This is a genomic window from Pseudomonas sp. CFBP 8770 (assembly GCF_014841705.1).
Lineage (GTDB): Bacteria > Pseudomonadota > Gammaproteobacteria > Pseudomonadales > Pseudomonadaceae > Aquipseudomonas.
Genome location: NZ_JACYUL010000001.1, coordinates 862077 through 878574, shown reverse-complemented (window position 1 = coordinate 878574; position 16498 = coordinate 862077). Strand labels below are relative to the sequence as shown.

Genomic DNA, 16498 nt, shown 5'->3' with positions numbered 1-16498 from the left:
AATTATCCTTTGATCAAACGCTCAATCTCAGCAACACGCTGAGCCACCAATTCTTCGCTGCCGCGGCTTTCCACGTTCAGGCGCAGCAGTGGCTCGGTGTTCGAGCCCCGCAGGCTGAAGCGCCAGTCGGCGAACTCGACGCTGATGCCGTCGGTGCGGTCGACGCTGGGGTTCTGCGCGCTGTAGAACGCGAGGATCTTCTCGATCGAGCCTTTGACGTCGGCGACTTCGTAGTTGATCTCGCCGCTGCACGGGAACGCCTGGATGCGCTCGTCCACCAGTTGGGCCAGGGTCTTGCCGGTGACGCTCATCAGCTCGGCGACCAGCAGCCACGGGATATTGCCGCTGTCGCAGTAGGCGAAGTCGCGGAAATAGTGGTGGGCGCTCATCTCGCCGCCGTAGACGGCGTCTTCGGCGCGCATGCGCTCCTTGATGAAGGCATGGCCGGTCTTGCTCTGGATGGCGACGCCACCGGCGGCTTCGACCTGTTCGATGGTGTTCCAGGTCAGGCGCGGGTCATGGATGATCTTGCTGCCGGGGTGCTTCTTCAGCAGCATTTCAGCCAGCAGGCCGACCAGGTAGTAGCCCTCGATGAAACGGCCCTTGTCGTCGAAGAAGAAGCAGCGGTCGAAGTCGCCGTCCCAGGCGATACCCATGTCGGCGCCGTTTTCCAGCAAGGCCTTGCGGGTCAGCTCGCGGTTTTCCGGGAGCAGCGGGTTGGGCACGCCGTTGGGGAAGTTGCCGTCTGGTTCGCCGTTGATGACGATCAGTTCCAGCGGCAGCTTGGCCTTGAGCAGTTCGATGGTCGGGCCGACGGCGCCGTTGCCGGGGTCGGCCAGCACCTTGAGGGGCTTGAGCGACTTGACGTCGATGTAGGTCAGCAGGTGCTCGATGTAGGCGCTCTTGTCGAACACTTCGCGCACGTGGCCAGCGGTGGCGGCCTTGTCGTCGAAGTTGCCGGCTTCAACGCGGGCACGAATGGCGTCAAGGCCGGTGTCGCCGCTGATCGGCTTGGAGTGCTCGCGCACTAGCTTCATGCCGTTGTAACCCTTGGGGTTATGGCTGGCGGTGATCATGATGCCGCCATCGGCCTTGAGGTGGCTGGTGGCGAAGTAGACTTCTTCGGTGCCGCACAGGCCCAGGTCGAGCACGTCGGCGCCGGCTTCGGTCAGGCCCTTGATGAGAGCCGCGGCCAGGCCTGGGCTTTCCAGGCGCATGTCGCGCCCGACGACATAGGCCTTGCCGTGCAGTTCGGACACCAGCGCGCGACCGATCCGGTAGGCGATGTCGTCATTGAGGTCGGCAGGGACTTGGCCACGAATGTCGTAGGCCTTGAAGCAACGGGTCTGGAGAGGGGGATACATGGCAATCGCTCGCTCTATGTGGCCGACGCGCGATGAGCGCGGACGTCGGTAGATTGGACGGTCGCTGACGAACGACCAGCGCAGTTCGGCCCCTGCGCATGCATTGGAGGCACGCGCAGAGGCCGAAGCGGGGTTTATCGGTCAGGCCTTGTCAACGCGGCCGTAGACGTCTTCGAAACGGACGATGTCGTCCTCACCGAGGTAGTCGCCGCTTTGCACTTCGATCAGCACCAGGTCGATCACGCCCGGGTTCTTCAGGCGATGCTGGTGGCCGGCACGAATGAAGGTCGACTCGTTGGTGTTGAGCATCAGCTCGCGGTCATCGTTGACCACCACGGCCATGCCGCTGACGACGATCCAGTGTTCGCTGCGGTGATGGTGCATCTGCAGCGACAGCGACGCCTGGGGCTTGACCACGATGCGCTTGATCTTGAAGCGCTCACCCTCTTCCAGGGTGGTGTAGGTGCCCCACGGACGGTGCACGGTGCGGTGCAGCTTGTGCAGGTGGTGGCCGCTGGCCTTGAGCTGGCCGACGATGTGCTTGACGTCCTGGCCGTGATCCTTGTGGCTGATCATCAGCGCGTCCGGGGTGTCGATGACCAGCAGGTCTTCGACGCCGACCAGTGCGGTCAGGCGGTCTTCGCTGTGGACGAAGTTGTTGCGGGCATTGTGCGAAAGCACTTCGCCTTCGAAACGGTTGCCGTTTTCGTCGGCGCCGGTCAGTTCACTGACGGCGTTCCACGAACCGATGTCGCTCCAGCCGATGTCGCACGGCACGGTGGCGACTTTGTCCGAGCGCTCCATCAGGGCGTAGTCGACCGAAATATCCGGGACCTGCGCGAACGCGTCAGCGTCCAGTGCCAGGCAGCGGTAGTTCGGTGCTTCGGTCAGGCGCGAGGCTTCCTTCACGGCAACAGCGGCGGCAAGAACGTCCGGCGCGTGCTTCTTCAGTTCTTCGAGGACGCTGCGGACCTGGAAGCAGAACATGCCCGAGTTCCAGAAGTAGTTGCCGGCAGCGACGTAACCCTTGGCGGTTTCCAGGTCTGGCTTCTCGACGAAGCGGGCGACTTTCAGGGTGCCTTCCAGGCCGGTGCCGACGCCGGCTTCGATGTAGCCAAAGCCGGTTTCAGGGTACTGCGGCTGAATACCGAACGTGACCAGCCAGCCTTCGGCCGACAGCTTGACAGCCTTGGCGACGGCGGCGGAGAACGCGGCTTCGTTCTGGATCAGGTGGTCGGCCGCCAGCACCAGCATGTGCGCGTCGGGACCGTGGGAATCGTTCAGTTGCAGCGCGGCCATGGCGACGGCGGCGGCGGTGTTGCGGCCGAACGGCTCGAGGATGAAGCCCTGGGCGTGGCCGGTCTTGTTGACGGTGCGGTATTCGTCTTCGGTCTTGAACAGCAGTTCGCGGTTGGTGACGGTCAGCACTTCGGACACGCCTTCGAGCTTGGAGGCGCGCAGGAAGGTCTTCTGGATCAGGTTCTGGCCGTCAGGCAGTGCCATGAATGGCTTGGGATGGGCCTCGCGGGAAACGGGCCACAACCGGCTGCCAACGCCGCCGGAAAGAATAACGGGGATCAGGTTCATGCGTATTGGATCCTTTGTTTGCCGGTGTAGCGGCACTGTGAAAATCGATCTGTAGACCAGCTGTACATGGGGTGGAAACCACCGCTGCGCATCGAAGATCTGGCGGCTCCCTGCGCCGCAGACAACATATACGTCAAACCCCTGAAACCGCTCGCTGCTGATGAGTCAAGGAAGTGGCGGCTAGAATATCAGGAAATCCGGGGCCAAGCGCAAATCGTTCGCGCTTGGACACCCGGTCCGGGCCAGTAGTTCAGCGATCATTGCTTGGTGCTGATCTCGGCCAGCATCCGCTTCACGCCCACTTCCCAATGCGGCAATGTCAGGCCGAAACGCTCGGTCAGTTTGGTGGTGTTCAGACGCGAATTCAGCGGGCGCAGGGCGGGTGTCGGGTAGGCACTGGTGGGGATGGCTTCAATGGTTTCCACGGCCAGCTTGGTGCCTTGGCGGCGGGCGTTTTCGATGACCAGCTTGGCGAAGGCGTGCCAGGACGTTTCACCCGTGGCGGCGAGGTGGTAGGTGCCGGCCAGGTCGGGGTTCGCCACGGCCATGGGAATGGCGTGGGCGACGACGTCGGCCAGCAGCTCGGCGCCGGTCGGCGCGCCGATCTGGTCGCTGATGACGCTCAGGCTCTTGCGGTCCTTGGCCAGGCGCAGCATCGTCTTGGCGAAATTGTTGCCACGGGCTGCGTAGACCCAGCTGGTACGAAAAATCAGGTGCTTGCAGCCGGACTGGCGAATGGCCTCCTCGCCCGCCAGCTTGCTCGCGCCGTAGTAGTTGACGGGGACTGTGGTGTCGCTCTCCTGCCAGGGCTTCTCGCCCGTGCCGTCGAACACGTAGTCGGTGGAGTAATGCACCAGCCAGGCGTCCAGATCGAGCGCTTCACGGGCAAGCACGGCGCTGGCCCGGTGATTGATCAGGTCGGCGGTGTCCTTCTCGCTCTCGGCCTTGTCCACGGCGGTATAGGCCGCAGCGTTGACGATGACGTTCGGCGCGATGCGCCGCACCGTTTCGGCCAAGCCTTCAAGCGATGCCAGGTCTCCGCAGAGACCGGCTTCATCGATGTTCCTGCCCAGTGCGACTACCTTGCCCAGCGGCGCCAAGGCACGCTGCAGCTCCCAACCCACCTGACCGTTCTTGCCCAGGAGCAATATTTTCACAGTTCACGCCCTTGATAATTCGTATCGATCCATTGCTGGTAGGCGCCGCTCTTCACGCGGTTCACCCATTCGGGATTATCCAGATACCACTGCACGGTCTTGCGAATACCGGACTCGAACGTTTCCACCGGCGTCCAGCCCAGCTCGCGCTGGATCTTGCTGGCGTCGATGGCGTAGCGAACGTCATGGCCGGGGCGATCTTGTACGTGGGTGATCAAATGCGCATGAGGACGATGGGGTGACTGCGGGCAGAGCTCGTCGAGCAAGGCGCAGACCGTGTGCACGACTTCGATGTTCTGTTTCTCGTTGTGACCGCCGATGTTGTAGGTCTCCCCTACCTCACCTTCGGTCACCACTTGATACAGCGCACGTGCGTGGTCTTCGACATACAGCCAGTCGCGAATTTGATTACCTTTGCCATATATGGGCAAGGCCTTGCCTTCCAGGGCATTGAGGATGATCAGCGGAATGAGTTTTTCCGGGAAATGGCACGGCCCATAGTTGTTCGAACAATTGGTGATCAACGTCGGCAGGCCGTAGGTGCGCTGCCAGGCGCGGACCAGGTGATCGGAGCTGGCCTTGCTCGCGGAATACGGCGAGCTGGGCTGGTAAGGCGTGGTTTCGGTGAACAGGTCTTCGGGGCCTTCGAGGTCGCCATACACTTCATCGGTGGAGATGTGGTGGAAGCGGAAGGCGGCCTGGGGCTCGGCGTCGAGTTGCGACCAGTATTGGCGCGCGGCTTCGAGCAAGGTGTAGGTACCGATCACGTTGGTTTCGACGAACGCGGCAGGCCCGGTGATCGAACGATCGACATGAGACTCGGCAGCCAGGTGCATGACCAGATCCGGCCGATGCTCGGCGAACACCCGATCCATTTGCGCGCGGTCGCAGATGTCGACGTGCTCGAAGGCGTAGCGCGGTGTGCGCTCGCTGCCCATGAGCGAATCCAGATTACCGGCGTAGGTCAATTTGTCGACATTGACCACGGCATCGTCGGTATTCGCGAGGATATGACGAATGACTGCCGAGCCAATGAAACCTGCACCACCGGTTACGAGGATTTTCACGTTAAACAACACCATCGAGTTAAAGAAGAGACGCGCTGGATCGATTCAGGGCGCGCGTGACGCATGCAGAATGTTCAAAGGCCGGATGATACCAAACCACCCAACGCCTGTCCCTACGGGACATACAGCCCAATAGCCAGGGTTGTAACGCCCGTTGAACACACTGCAAAAAAAGATGTTACGAGAGGTAACCATAGCCTCCCGCAGCACAGATCCAGCTGTGCTCATCTGCTTCAGCGAGGCAATGGACAACGCATTTCGCATTTTCGTAAATGACAGTTCCTTTCATCTGACGAAAGGCACACCTGGCGCATGGCCAATTTCATGGGCAGAAGCGTTTATAGTGCCGACCTCACACACGGAGTGGCAGACATGAAAGCGTTGATAGGCCTGGTGGTTGCGGGATTGCTCGCCGGTTGCGGCACCATCAATACGGTGTTCCGCGACGATGCAGTGACCAGCGACAATCTGAAGGAGGCCGAGTCGTTCTGCGGCGCTGTGCCGCGGGTGTACAGCGGCGTGGTCTATGACTTTTGCCTGCTGCACGGCAAGGAGCCGCCTCCCGGTCGGTCGAGACCCGGGCCGCAGATGGGTTTCGTGGCAGTGGACATCGGCATTTCGGCCATCTTCGACACGCTGATGCTGCCCTACACGCTGTACCGGCAACACAACGATGGCGGGATCGAGGTCGTGGGTCGCTGACGGCCGCCCTGGCGGGCTATGGGTTAAGGAAGCCGTCGAGGCAGGTGACTGAGGCGCCGGTGACCTTGATCGAGTGGTCGGTGATCGACAGCTGCATCTTGCCGGCGCGACCCAGCGCAGCACCCTGGGCCACTCGCAGCTGCGACCCCAGCGAGGCAGTCTGGCCGGTGGCGCGAATGAACGCAGCAACCGCCCCGCCACCGCTGCCGCAGGCTGCATCTTCTGTAATGCCGCAGGTGGGCGCGAAGGTGCGGACTTCTATGTGCTCGTTGCTGCCCTCGGGGTGCGGGCCGAAGATCACCACGCCGGTAGTGCTGGTGCGATGGTCGTTTATGGCCATGCGTGCGAGGTCGGGGATGACCGCCAGCACGGTTTGTGCGTCGCGCAGTTGCACCACCAGCCAGCGCGGGCCGACGGTCACGAAGCACGGCCGGCGGTCGCGTACAACGCTCACTCCCAACACGGCCTGCAGTTCGCGATGATCGCTGTCGTTGACCGGCTGGATGGTCGCAGGCGGCAATTCGAAGGTGATCAGTCGTGAACCATCGGGCTGGCGGACGACGTCGAGGTCGATCAGGCCCGAGGGGCACTCCTGCACCAGTCGGCCGTTGCGCGGCTCGATCAGCCCGGCTTCGATCAAGGCGTGGGCGCTGCCGATGGTGGCGTGGCCGGCGAACGGCAGTTCCGAATTGGGGGTAAAGATGCGTACGCGGTAGTCCGCTTCAGGGCGAGTGGCGGGCAGCACGAAGGTGGTTTCGGAGAGGTTGTTCCAGTGGGCGATTTCTTGCATCTGTTCGCGCGTCAGGCTTTCGGCCTGCAGGATGACCGCCAGCGGATTACCCTTGAAGCGCTGGGTGGTGAAGACATCGACTTGCTTGAACGCTAGGCGGTGCATGGTCGGCCCTGGAAATGGATGTATGGAGACGTAGCACAGGTTCGCATGTTTTCTGTAGCAGCGGCGCGAGCCGCGTCCGGGGGCACCGCAATTTTTCCGGCCTGCTGCGTGTACCGCCGACGCGGCTTGCGCCGCTGCTACAGGGATTTGTGGCACAGGTTCGCATGTTTTCTGTAGCAGCGGCGCGAGCCGCGTCCGGGGGCACCGCAATTTTTCCGGCCTGCTGCGTGTACCGCCGACGCGGCTTGCGCCGCTGCTACAGGGGTGTATGGCGCAGGTTCGCATGTTTTCTGTAGCAGCGGCGCGAGCCGCGTCCGGCAGCGCCGCGTTTGTTCCGACCCCCCGGGTGTGCCGCCGACGCGGCTTGCGCCGCTGCTACAGGGGTGTGTGGCACAGGTTCGCATGTTTTCTGTAGCAGCGGCGCGAGCCGCGTCCGGGGGCACCGTGATTCTTCCGACCTACTGCGTGTACCGCCGACGCGGCTTGCGCCACTGCTACAGGGATTTGGGGCACAGGTTCGCATGTTTTCTGTAGCAGCGGCGCGAGCCGCGTCCGGGGGCACCGCGATTTTTCCGGCCTACTGCGTGTGCCGCCGACGCGGCTTGCGCCGCTGCTACAGGGGTGTGTGGGTTGGTTATAGGGTGATAGGTCTGCGGCCGGCGAAGGAATGGGCCAAGGTGCCGCCGTCGACCAGCTCCAGCTCGCCACCCAAGGGCACACCGTGGGCGATGCGTGAAGCCACCAGGCCTTTCTTCGCCAACAACTGGGCGATGTAATGGGCAGTGGCTTCGCCTTCGACGGTCGGGTTGGTGGCCAGGATGACTTCTACGAAGGAGCCCTGCTCGTCTATACGGGTCATCAATTGCGGAATGCCGATCGCCTCTGGACCCAGGCCATCGAGAGGCGACAAGTGCCCCTTGAGCACAAAATACCGCCCACGATATCCGGTCTGTTCAACAGCATAGACGTCCATCGGCCCTTCCACCACGCACAGCAGCGTATCGTCGCGACGCGGATCACCGCATTGCGGGCAAAGTTCTTCTTCGGTGAGGGTGCGGCACTGGCGGCAATGGCCTACGCCTTCCATGGCCTGACTCAGAGCCTGGGCGAGGCGACTGCCGCCGCTGCGGTCGCGCTCGAGCAGCTGCAGGGCCATGCGCTGGGCGGATTTCTGACCGACGCCGGGCAAGGTGCGCAGGCTGTCGATCAGTTGACGGATCAGTGGGCTGAAGCTCATGGAAGGCGGCCTGACGTAACGACGAGACGCGGTTTATACCCGCGCCTCCGGACCACGTCAAATGCTCAGACGTCGGAAACCTTGACCACCAGCTTGCCGAAGTTATGCCCTTGCAGCAGGCCGATGAACGCCTCCGGCGCATGCTCCAGCCCGTCGACCACGTCCTCGCGGAACTTGATCTTGCCGTCACGGACCCACGGCACCATGGCGGAGAAGAATTCAGCATGGCGATCGCCGAAGTCGTCGAACACGATGAAGCCCTGCATGCGGATGCGCTTGGTAAGCAAGGTGCGCGGCAACAGCGCGAAGCGGTCTGGGCCTTCGGGCAGATCGGTGGCGTTGTAGCCGGCGATCAGGCCGCACACCGGGATGCGTGCGCGGGCGTTGAGCAACGGCATGACGGCGTCGAAGACCTTGCCACCGACGTTTTCGAAGTAGATGTCGATGCCCTTGTCGCAAGCTTTGGCCAAATCGTCGGCGAAGGTTTCGCTTTTGTGGTCGACGCAGGCATCGAAGCCTAGCTCTTCGACGACGTAGCGGCATTTTTCCGGTCCGCCAGCAATGCCGACGACTTTCAGGCCTTTGATCTTGCCCACCTGCCCTACTACCGATCCGACTGCGCCGGAAGCTGCTGCGACGACCAGGGTTTCACCTTCCTTGGGCTGGCCGATGTGGGTCAGGCCCATGTAGGCAGTCATGCCGGGCATGCCCAGAACACCGAGTGCCATGGAGGGGCTGGGGATACCGGCAGGCAGCGGGGTGAGGTTGCTGCCGTCGGAGATGCAGTGGGTCTGCCAGCCGGTCATGCCGACGACCAGATCGCCTTCGCGGAATTTGGGGTGCTTGGAGGTCTCCACGCGGCTGACGGTGCCGCCGGTCATGACTTCGTCGATTTCCACCGGTGCGGCGTAGGACGGCGCGTCGCTCATGCGGCCGCGCATGTAGGGGTCCAAGGACAGGTACAGCGTACGCAGCAGGACTTGCCCGTCTTCGAGATCCGGCAACGCCTCGCGCTCGAGGCGGAAATTCTCCGGCGTCGGCGCCCCGGTCGGGCGGGAAGCAAGAACGAAGCGCTGGTTGAGGGTCAGGTCTTGGGACATTGCGGGGTATTCCTTCAGCAAGTGGCTATAGGAAAAGGACAGCATGGGGTGGCGGGATGTTCAACTGGGTGCTCGGCTAACAGACGGCGATGGCTTTCGCGGCCCACAGGGCACCTGGATTACGCGGGCAACCTGTGGGAGCGGCCTGTGGCCGCGAAGGGCGCACGCGGTGTGTCTGGTAGACCGCGGTGTGGCTTTCGCGGCCGATGACCGCTCCCACAAGGGCAATTGGATTGCGCGGGCGAACTGTGGGAGCGGTCTGTGGCCGCGAAAGGGGCACGCGGTGTGTCTGGTAGACCGCGGTGTGGCTTTCGCGGCCGATGACCGCTCCCACAAGGGGGTTACTCAGATACAAAAATGCCAGGCTGAGGGCCTGGCATTTGGGGTTTAGAACGGCATCTTGAAGCCGGGGGGCAGTTGCATGCCGGAGGTCATGCCGGACATCTTGTCCTGGCTGCTGGCCTCGATCTTTCGCACGGCGTCGTTGACGGCGGCGGCAATCAGATCTTCCAGCACGTCCTTGTCTTCCTGCATCAGGCTGTCGTCCAGGCTCACGCGCTTGACGTCATGGCGACCGGTCATCACCACACTCACCAGGCCTGCGCCCGATTGGCCAGTCACTTCGGCCTTTGCCAGCTCTTCCTGCATCTGGGCCATTTTTTCCTGCATCTGCTGGGCCTGCTTCATCAGACCAGCCATGCCACCTTTCATCATGGGGTTCACCTCAAAGGTCAATGGGTATGACCGCGCAGTGCCAAAGGCATCCTGCGCGGGCTTGGGTAAGAGCGCTTAACGCGTTGGGCTGGTCACCGCTTCGACTGGTTCAATCGTATCGTCGCGAATGATGGCACCAAACTGTTGCAGCATTTGTTGAATGTACGGGTCTTGCTGAATCGACTGCTCGGCATCGGCCTGGCGATTCGCACGCCAGCGCGCGGCGGCCTGGGCCGGGGTTTCCTGTTCCGGACGGATCAGCTCGATGGTCAGGTTGAGCGTGCGCTGATGGTACTGGTTCAGCGCGTCGTTCAGGCGGCGCTGCTGGGTGCTGTTGAACAGTGCGCTGTGCGCAGGGTCCAGGTGCAGCAGCCAGTCGTCGCCCTCCACCGCGATCAAGGTGCAGTTGGCGGCGATGCTGCCGGTCATGCCCGAGATCGGCAACTTCGGAAACAGCTCGAGCCATTGCAGGGCCAGACCGCTCGCTGGCTGTGCGGCAGGCAGCACTTCGGGCTCGGCTTCGACAGGCGTGTCGTGGACGGTTTCACTGGCCAGTTCGTCGAGGTAGCTGTAGGCGGCACCGTCGGTTTCCGGGGCGTAATAGTCCTCGTCCAGCGGTGGCTCGTCGTCGCGATCCATGCCGGCTGGTGTGTAATCGGCGGGCTCGGCATCGTCGGCAGGCGGGGCTGGCTGGGTTTCCGGCGCGTCCGGCACGGCGGTGGCGGGCGTGGGCGCCGGCATACGAGTCAATGCGGGCTGCTCGGCGACGACATCCAGGATCGGTTCCTGGGTAGGCGCAGTCGCGGGCTCTACCGGGTCGTTCCAGGGTAGATCGATAACGGGATCGGGGGTTGTCTGGGAATGCGCGGGGGATTCTTCGCGGCCGCTGACCGCTCCCACGGGCGGGCTCACGGCTGCGGGCACCTCGCGGGAGCGGTCCGTGGCCGCGAAGGGCACGACGCGGTCTGTCTGGGTATCTGCAGTGGGGCTTTCGCGGCCGATGACCGCTCCCACGGGTGGGCTCACGGCGGCGGGCATCTCGTGGGAGCGGTCCGTGGCCGCGAAGGGCGCGGCGCGGTCTGTCTGGGTATCTGCGGTGTGGCCTTCGCGGCCGATGACCGCTCCCACGGGTGGGCTCACGGCGGCGGGCATCTCGTGGGAGCGGTCCGTGGCCGCGAAGGGCGCGGCGCGGTCTGTCTGGGTATCTGCGGTGGGGCCTTCGCGGCCGCTGACCGCGCCTACGGGGGTTGGAGCTGCCACGGGTTGGGTGGAATCAACTGTGGCTGGGCTGATCCCCACTGTCTTTAGCGGGTTACTGGGTCCGTCGCTGCTGCCTGCGGGGCGAAACGCGAGCATGCGCAGCAGCACCATCTCGAAACCCCCACGCAGCTCCGGAGCCAATGGCAGGTCACGACGGCCGATCAGGCCCATCTGATAATAGAACTGCACATCTTCGGCCGGCAGCGCCTGCGCCAGCGCCAACACCCGGTCGCGGTCACCCTGGCCGTTGTCCACCGCCTCGGGCAGCGCCTGGGCGATGGCTACGCGGTGCAGCACGTTGAGTATTTCAGCCAGCACGCCATTCCAGTCCGGGCCCTGCTCCGCCAGATGGCGCACAGCCTCGAGCACCCCGCGGGCGTCACCTTCGAGCAACGCTTCCAACACGCCATATACCTGGCCATGATCCAAGGTACCCAACATCGCCCGAACATCGGCTGCCAGCACCTTCCCTTCACCGAACGCGATGGCCTGGTCGGTCAGGCTCATGGCGTCGCGCATCGAGCCATCGGCGGCGCGGCCGAGCAACCACAGCGCGTCGTCCTCGAAGGGTACGTTCTCGACACCCAGCACATGGCTCAAGTGCTCGACCACCCGCCCCGGCGTCATGTTCTTCAACGAGAATTGCAGACAGCGCGACAGAATGGTCGCCGGCAACTTCTGCGGATCGGTGGTGGCCAGAATGAACTTGACGTAGGGCGGCGGCTCTTCCAGCGTCTTCAGCAACGCGTTGAACGAGTGCGTGGACAGCATGTGCACTTCGTCGATCAGGTAAACCTTGAAGCGCCCGCGGCTGGGTGCGTACTGCACGTTGTCGAGCAGCTCGCGCGTGTCTTCGACCTTGGTACGGCTGGCGGCATCGATCTCGATCAGATCGACGAAGCGACCTTCGTCGATCTCGCGGCAGACCGAGCATTCACCGCACGGCGTTGACGTGATGCCCGTCTCGCAGTTGAGACACTTGGCAATGATCCGCGCGATGGTGGTCTTGCCCACCCCTCGGGTACCGGTAAACAGGTAGGCATGATGCAGGCGCTGGTTGTCCAGCGCATTGATCAATGCCTTGAGCACATGGGTCTGGCCGACCATTTCGCGGAACGAGCGCGGACGCCATTTACGTGCAAGAACCTGATAACTCATCGAAAACCGTCGCGACATGAAAGCGGAAGACCGCCAATGCTAATGGAGCAGGGCCGAAATTGCATCCGTGCCCTGCTCTATTACATGCTTCACTGGAAAACCGGGCGCTGTGCATGCCTGCGCTGGCATCGTTGCAGACCGTACCTACCAAGGCAGCTAACGTTGAAATCTGCTACGCAAACTTTCATCGAGGCAAGGGAAAGTCAGCTTCCGCAGCGGCGACCTGGGCAGGGTAAGTGCTTGGACGAAGCCTGGTATGGTCGCCCCCATGCACCACCCCGACCACGCCCTGCTCCACGATGATTGGCCCACCGCTATGGCCACCCGTCACTCCGCAATTGGAGGCGCCCAAGCTACCAGCTTCAGCATTCCTCCCACCGACTCCATAGGGCAGGTTGTTTAGCGCGGTCTTGCAATAGTACTGGCTCTGCCCTCCGTAGTCCGCCGAGGGATAGCCGACCGTCAAAGCGTTCGGAAAACTCTCGCTCTCGGAGATGACAGGTTGCAGCGCGCTGCCCACCACTTCCTGCAGTCGGCGACCCTCCCCATTGGGATGCACAGACGCCACTGACAAGTCGAACTGCGAACCGATGATGATTATCGGGTTTTGCGCCACATTCTCGCTCACGTAGGCGCGACTGACGGGCCAAAATCCGTAAGGGGCCATCTCAGCAATATTTCGACCTGGCGACCCATCGTAGGCCGGCACGAACAGCATATGCCGCGAGAAGGTTTCTCCTCCGGGGTTCGGAAAAATCGTGCAGTGGGCCGCCGTTATGATGAGGCTACGCGTACTGGATTGAAGGACGGACGCCGAGCAATGCGTATCCGCGTTCATCCTGGCATTGTGATAGAACAAAATGCCCGTTACCCGCGACTCCATATTGTTGACATAAGGACTGCCCATCTTGAGGTAACCCTTGTCATCTCCCCCCAGCGGCGGCTCGAAAGGAGTGAGATCGGCAGGATCCTGGATGTGCGCGGCATTGCGCATGCGCTCAGGCGTCCAATAACGCAGTACCTGTTCGGGGTCCTGTTTGGTGCTGCCCACGGCGGGCAACTCGACTATGAAGCTTGTGTTGGCACAGGAACTACTGGCCAATATCAGCAATAGCAAAGCGCTTTTGCGCGATGGAAGATCGAGCGAACGAAGCAAAATCATGATGCAACTCCCCCATGATGACTTTCAGCTAGGGTAGAAGCTGTATCGGAAAACGAATGGACCACACGAAGCATGAAGTCGCCGGTCGGTGGCAGATTGGCGCCCTCGAATCACGCTAAGCGCCTGATATGGAATGCATTGCGAGGGTGAGTTGAATACGACCTTTCACGGACCCGAACAAGTATATTTCCGTTCAGATGAACGGCGTGCAGAAGCAAGAATTCAGGGTTTGAAAAATGAGTGCGGGAGCGATTGGGTTACGGCTGAAGGGTGCATTGCGATGTCGCGGATGAATCGAGGGGATGATGCGAAAACAGGTGGCAACCCTACCAGCCACACCCCGGCACACAATGTTCCCGCTGTGGCTGCTGCCTTCCGGCTCTGACCAGGTTCACGGGTAATCGTTGCGGGGGGACCGGCAGGGTCACCATAACGACACTCGCTTGGTAGCGAGCGGGGGCCATTGTACCGGTCCTGACGGAAGTTACAACCCGTTGCGCGAGATAAAATTTCGAGGGCTGTCAGGGACTTGGCGTGGGCGGCTTTGTACACTCCAGGGCAGGCGCAGATCGCTTGCGCGCAAGACAAGCGACAGCCGCGATGTGAATTGATAACGTCGCGACATGTCCCCTGCCTGGTTGCTTGCGATGAAGGTTCTGACGCCCTACCCCGAGTTATCGTCTGTTCAGTTGGAGCAATTGATAGAGATCGAGATTCGTCCGGAGCAGAAGCAGTATTCCGGGGATGTGGACATGGCGCTTTATACGCTGCTGGGTTGCACCGACGGTGAGATCCGAGGTTTCGCGCTGCTGGTGAATGAGGTGCCGAAAGGGTTTCTGCTGCTCAAACACGGGCGATTCGTGCCGGAATGGGCGCACCCGAAGGCGGCGACCTTGCATGCATTGCAGGTGGATCGGCGGATGCAGGGACGTGGATTGGGGCGGGCCTGCCTGGAAGGCTTGCCCGCTGCTGCGCGCGCGGCGTGGCCTGGGGTGCAGCAACTGGAGTTGTCAGTGGATGCTGACAATGCGGCGGGCATTGGGTTGTACAAGGCGCTGGGATGGGTGGATCGCGGTCAAGCGTACCGTGGGCGGATTGGTTATGAGCGCAGGTATGTGCTGGCGCTGTAGAGGCAGCGGATTTCCTGGTGACAGCGCCGCGCCCCTAGGATGGGTGTCGCAGGCCAGTGTGGCTGTCGCAGAACATTGTGGGAGCGGGCTCTGCCCGCGAAGGCGTATGAATGGGCGATGCACTTTTCGGATCAGGTGGTGAATGTTCGGGCCTCTTCGCGGGCAGAGCCCGCTCCCACAGGGGATCATGGGTGATGCCTGGGAGCGTAGTGTCGCAGGCAATTGTGGGAGCGGGCTCTGCCCGCGAAGGCGTCTGAATGGGCGATGCATATTCCAGATCAGGTGGTGAATGTGCGGGCCTCTTCGCGGGCAGAGCCCGCTCCCACAAGGGGTGGCGGGCATCGGCAGTTGCGTCACACCTGCAGGACGTCGTCGGCGCGGCCGCCGGCTTCCTGGACGACGACGTGGATGAAGTGCAGTTTGGCGATCACGGCCGGTGGCAGCACGAAGGGGTAGAAGTCGGGCTGGCCCATGGCGCGTGAGAGTTCGTTGAGCATGCCGGCCAGTTCGATCCAGGCGTTGACGAACGCGAGGAATGCCGGGCCGCTGGTGTGGTCCGGATCGTACAGGGTGGCCAGGGGGAACGGCGTGTAGTCGAGGTCCATTTCCTTGGCGCTCATGCCGAAGCCCAGCGCAGTGTCCACCGCGTCCATCATGTGCAGGTAGTGGGCCCAGGTTTCCGCCCAGTCTTCCCATGGGTGCATGGTGGCGTAGGCACTGACGAAGTTCTGCTGCCAATCGGCCGGTGCGCCCTGGTCGTAATGGCGCTGCAGCGCGTCGGCGTAGCTTTGGCTTTCATCGCCGAACAGGCGGCGGTAGTCGGCCACCCAGTGGGTGTCGGCGATCAGCCGGTCCCAGTAGTAGTGCCCTACTTCGTGCCGGAAGTGTCCGAGCAGCGTGCGGTACGGTTCGCGCATCTGCACGCGGACCTTTTCCCGATGGGCGTCGTCGGCTTCCTTGATATCCAGGGTGACCAGGCCATTGGCGTGGCCAGTGGTCGGCGCGTTGCCGTTGAGGTCGGTGCCGATGAAGTCGAACGCCAGGCCGGTGGCTTCGTCTTCGGTCTTGGCGATGACCGGCAGGCCGAGGTTGATCAGTTGTGCGACCAGGCGGCGCTTGGCCGTTTCGACCTTGCGCCAATGCTCCGGGTTTTCCGGAACGCTCAGGTCGGGGATGGTCCGGTTCAGGTTGCAGGCGGTGCACAGGGCTGCGGGCCCCTTCTCTGCCGGCACCAGCCAGTTGCACGCTGCGGGGGTGTCGAGGTTGGCGCAGCGGCGGAACAGGCCTGCGTCGGGCACGGCATGCAGGCGCCAGCTGCCTGCTTCGGGACCGGCGTCGAGGGTGGACAAGACATTCTTGGCCGGCCAGAAACCGAGCAAGGCATTGCACGCCAGGCACTGACTGTTGCGGAAGAAGATCGACTGTCCGCAGGTGCATTCCCAGACCTTGCTGTGACGATTTTCCGGTTTGGCGAATGGGGCGGTGATTCGGGTGCTGAGTTGTTCGAAAAAACGATACATGGCGATCTCCGGTGGCCTGCCATGACTAGAGCTTGCGGGTGTGGCAAAGGTTTCATTTGCGGTGGAGGTTGGGTGGAAATGCGGATGGGAGGTTGAAGAAGGTCGTGTAGCAGCGGTGCGAGCCGCGTCGGGGGTGGCTGCAGTCCGTCTGAATGAACGCGGTAGACCCGGACGCGGCTCGCGCCGCTGCTACAGGGGACGAGGATCGCATGGGCTTTAGGAGCGGTCGGTAGCCGCGAAGGATGATATGCGGCTTGTCTGATGGCCCGCGGTGTTCTTTTCGCGGCCGATGACCGCTCCCACAGGAGGGGTGGGATCGGATGGGCTGTGGGAGCGGTCGATGGCCGCGAAGGGTGCGGTGCGGTTTGTCTGATGGACCGCGGTGTTCTTTTCGCGGCCGAGGACCGCTCCCACAGGAGGGGGAGGATCGGATGGGCTGTGGGAG

13 protein-coding genes and 1 other RNA gene are annotated in these 16498 nt (G+C 62.5%); 2 read left to right on the top strand and 12 right to left on the bottom strand.

Annotated features, from left to right (window positions below; all coding sequences use genetic code 11):
* Positions 1 to 2: 2 nt before the first annotated feature.
* The 4 genes from IFT98_RS03890 to rfbB all read right to left on the bottom strand — a co-directional run bounded on the left by IFT98_RS03890 (position 3) and on the right by rfbB (position 5175).
* Positions 3 to 1364: a phosphomannomutase gene (locus IFT98_RS03890; protein ID WP_192047241.1), complete on the bottom strand. Its 1362-nt coding sequence runs from the start codon at positions 1362 to 1364 to the stop codon at positions 3 to 5.
* Between the two features lie 141 nt (positions 1365 to 1505).
* The gene (locus IFT98_RS03885) at positions 1506 to 2951 is read right to left on the bottom strand and encodes a mannose-1-phosphate guanylyltransferase/mannose-6-phosphate isomerase (RefSeq protein ID WP_122478398.1); all 1446 of its coding nucleotides are present in this window, start codon (positions 2949 to 2951) and stop codon (positions 1506 to 1508) included.
* A 257-nt stretch (positions 2952 to 3208) separates the two neighbouring features.
* The gene (gene rfbD, locus IFT98_RS03880; RefSeq protein WP_192047242.1) at positions 3209 to 4108 is read right to left on the bottom strand and encodes a dTDP-4-dehydrorhamnose reductase; all 900 of its coding nucleotides are present in this window, start codon (positions 4106 to 4108) and stop codon (positions 3209 to 3211) included.
* Positions 4105 to 5175, bottom strand: coding sequence for a dTDP-glucose 4,6-dehydratase (gene rfbB / locus IFT98_RS03875; RefSeq protein ID WP_122714224.1), 1071 nt, complete (start codon positions 5173 to 5175; stop codon positions 4105 to 4107). The genes rfbD and rfbB overlap by 4 nt, the downstream gene beginning before the upstream one ends.
* Before the next feature lie 372 nt (positions 5176 to 5547).
* On the opposite strand from rfbB, the gene IFT98_RS03870 reads away from it, so the two are divergent.
* Positions 5548 to 5877 (top strand): YceK/YidQ family lipoprotein, encoded by a 330-nt coding sequence (locus IFT98_RS03870; RefSeq protein ID WP_192047243.1) that lies wholly within the window; start codon positions 5548 to 5550, stop codon positions 5875 to 5877.
* Between the two features lie 16 nt (positions 5878 to 5893).
* Here IFT98_RS03870 and IFT98_RS03865 read toward each other — a convergent pair whose 3' ends face one another.
* The 7 genes from IFT98_RS03865 to ffs all read right to left on the bottom strand — a co-directional run bounded on the left by IFT98_RS03865 (position 5894) and on the right by ffs (position 13824).
* On the bottom strand, positions 5894 to 6772 hold the full coding sequence (locus IFT98_RS03865) for a PhzF family phenazine biosynthesis protein (RefSeq protein WP_192047244.1): 879 nt from the start codon (positions 6770 to 6772) through the stop codon (positions 5894 to 5896).
* Positions 6773 to 7406: 634 nt separating this feature from the next.
* Positions 7407 to 8009: a recombination mediator RecR gene (recR, locus tag IFT98_RS03860; RefSeq protein WP_192047245.1), complete on the bottom strand. Its 603-nt coding sequence runs from the start codon at positions 8007 to 8009 to the stop codon at positions 7407 to 7409.
* Positions 8010 to 8074: 65 nt separating this feature from the next.
* Entirely contained in the window at positions 8075 to 9109 is a 1035-nt protein-coding gene (locus IFT98_RS03855) for an NADP-dependent oxidoreductase (RefSeq protein WP_192047246.1), read from the bottom strand.
* Positions 9110 to 9496: 387 nt separating this feature from the next.
* Complete coding sequence (locus tag IFT98_RS03850; protein WP_192047247.1) at positions 9497 to 9823, bottom strand: YbaB/EbfC family nucleoid-associated protein; 327 nt, start codon at positions 9821 to 9823, stop codon at positions 9497 to 9499.
* 75 nt (positions 9824 to 9898) lie between these two features.
* Complete coding sequence (dnaX, locus tag IFT98_RS03845) at positions 9899 to 12241, bottom strand: DNA polymerase III subunit gamma/tau (RefSeq protein ID WP_192047248.1); 2343 nt, start codon at positions 12239 to 12241, stop codon at positions 9899 to 9901.
* 184 nt (positions 12242 to 12425) lie between these two features.
* A complete protein-coding gene (locus IFT98_RS03840; protein ID WP_192047249.1) occupies positions 12426 to 13403 on the bottom strand; it encodes a trypsin-like serine peptidase in 978 nt (325 codons plus the stop codon).
* A gap of 324 nt (positions 13404 to 13727) precedes the next feature.
* An RNA gene (ffs, locus tag IFT98_RS03835) (signal recognition particle sRNA small type) lies at positions 13728 to 13824 on the bottom strand.
* A 202-nt stretch (positions 13825 to 14026) separates the two neighbouring features.
* On the opposite strand from ffs, the gene IFT98_RS03830 reads away from it, so the two are divergent.
* On the top strand, positions 14027 to 14533 hold the full coding sequence (locus IFT98_RS03830; protein ID WP_446730804.1) for an N-acetyltransferase family protein: 507 nt from the start codon (positions 14027 to 14029) through the stop codon (positions 14531 to 14533).
* 353 nt (positions 14534 to 14886) lie between these two features.
* Here the strand turns inward: IFT98_RS03830 and IFT98_RS03825 are convergent, their stop codons facing one another.
* Entirely contained in the window at positions 14887 to 16053 is a 1167-nt protein-coding gene (locus IFT98_RS03825) for a zinc-binding metallopeptidase family protein (RefSeq protein WP_192047250.1), read from the bottom strand.
* Positions 16054 to 16498: the final 445 nt, after the last annotated feature.

Excerpts from the sequence above, each read along its gene's own strand:
- IFT98_RS03890 (WP_192047241.1), bottom strand. The coding sequence starts at position 1,364 with ATGTATCCCCCTCTCCAGACCCGTTGCTTCAAGGCCTACGACATTCGT.
- IFT98_RS03885 (WP_122478398.1), bottom strand. The coding sequence starts at position 2,951 with ATGAACCTGATCCCCGTTATTCTTTCCGGCGGCGTTGGCAGCCGGTTG.
- IFT98_RS03870 (WP_192047243.1), top strand. The coding sequence starts at position 5,548 with ATGAAAGCGTTGATAGGCCTGGTGGTTGCGGGATTGCTCGCCGGTTGC.
- IFT98_RS03865 (WP_192047244.1), bottom strand. The coding sequence starts at position 6,772 with ATGCACCGCCTAGCGTTCAAGCAAGTCGATGTCTTCACCACCCAGCGC.
- recR (WP_192047245.1), bottom strand. The coding sequence starts at position 8,009 with ATGAGCTTCAGCCCACTGATCCGTCAACTGATCGACAGCCTGCGCACC.
- IFT98_RS03855 (WP_192047246.1), bottom strand. The coding sequence starts at position 9,109 with ATGTCCCAAGACCTGACCCTCAACCAGCGCTTCGTTCTTGCTTCCCGC.
- IFT98_RS03850 (WP_192047247.1), bottom strand. The coding sequence starts at position 9,823 with ATGATGAAAGGTGGCATGGCTGGTCTGATGAAGCAGGCCCAGCAGATG.
- dnaX (WP_192047248.1), bottom strand. The coding sequence starts at position 12,241 with ATGAGTTATCAGGTTCTTGCACGTAAATGGCGTCCGCGCTCGTTCCGC.
- IFT98_RS03840 (WP_192047249.1), bottom strand. The coding sequence starts at position 13,403 with ATGATTTTGCTTCGTTCGCTCGATCTTCCATCGCGCAAAAGCGCTTTG.
- IFT98_RS03830 (WP_446730804.1), top strand. The coding sequence starts at position 14,027 with ATGTCCCCTGCCTGGTTGCTTGCGATGAAGGTTCTGACGCCCTACCCC.
- IFT98_RS03825 (WP_192047250.1), bottom strand. The coding sequence starts at position 16,053 with ATGTATCGTTTTTTCGAACAACTCAGCACCCGAATCACCGCCCCATTC.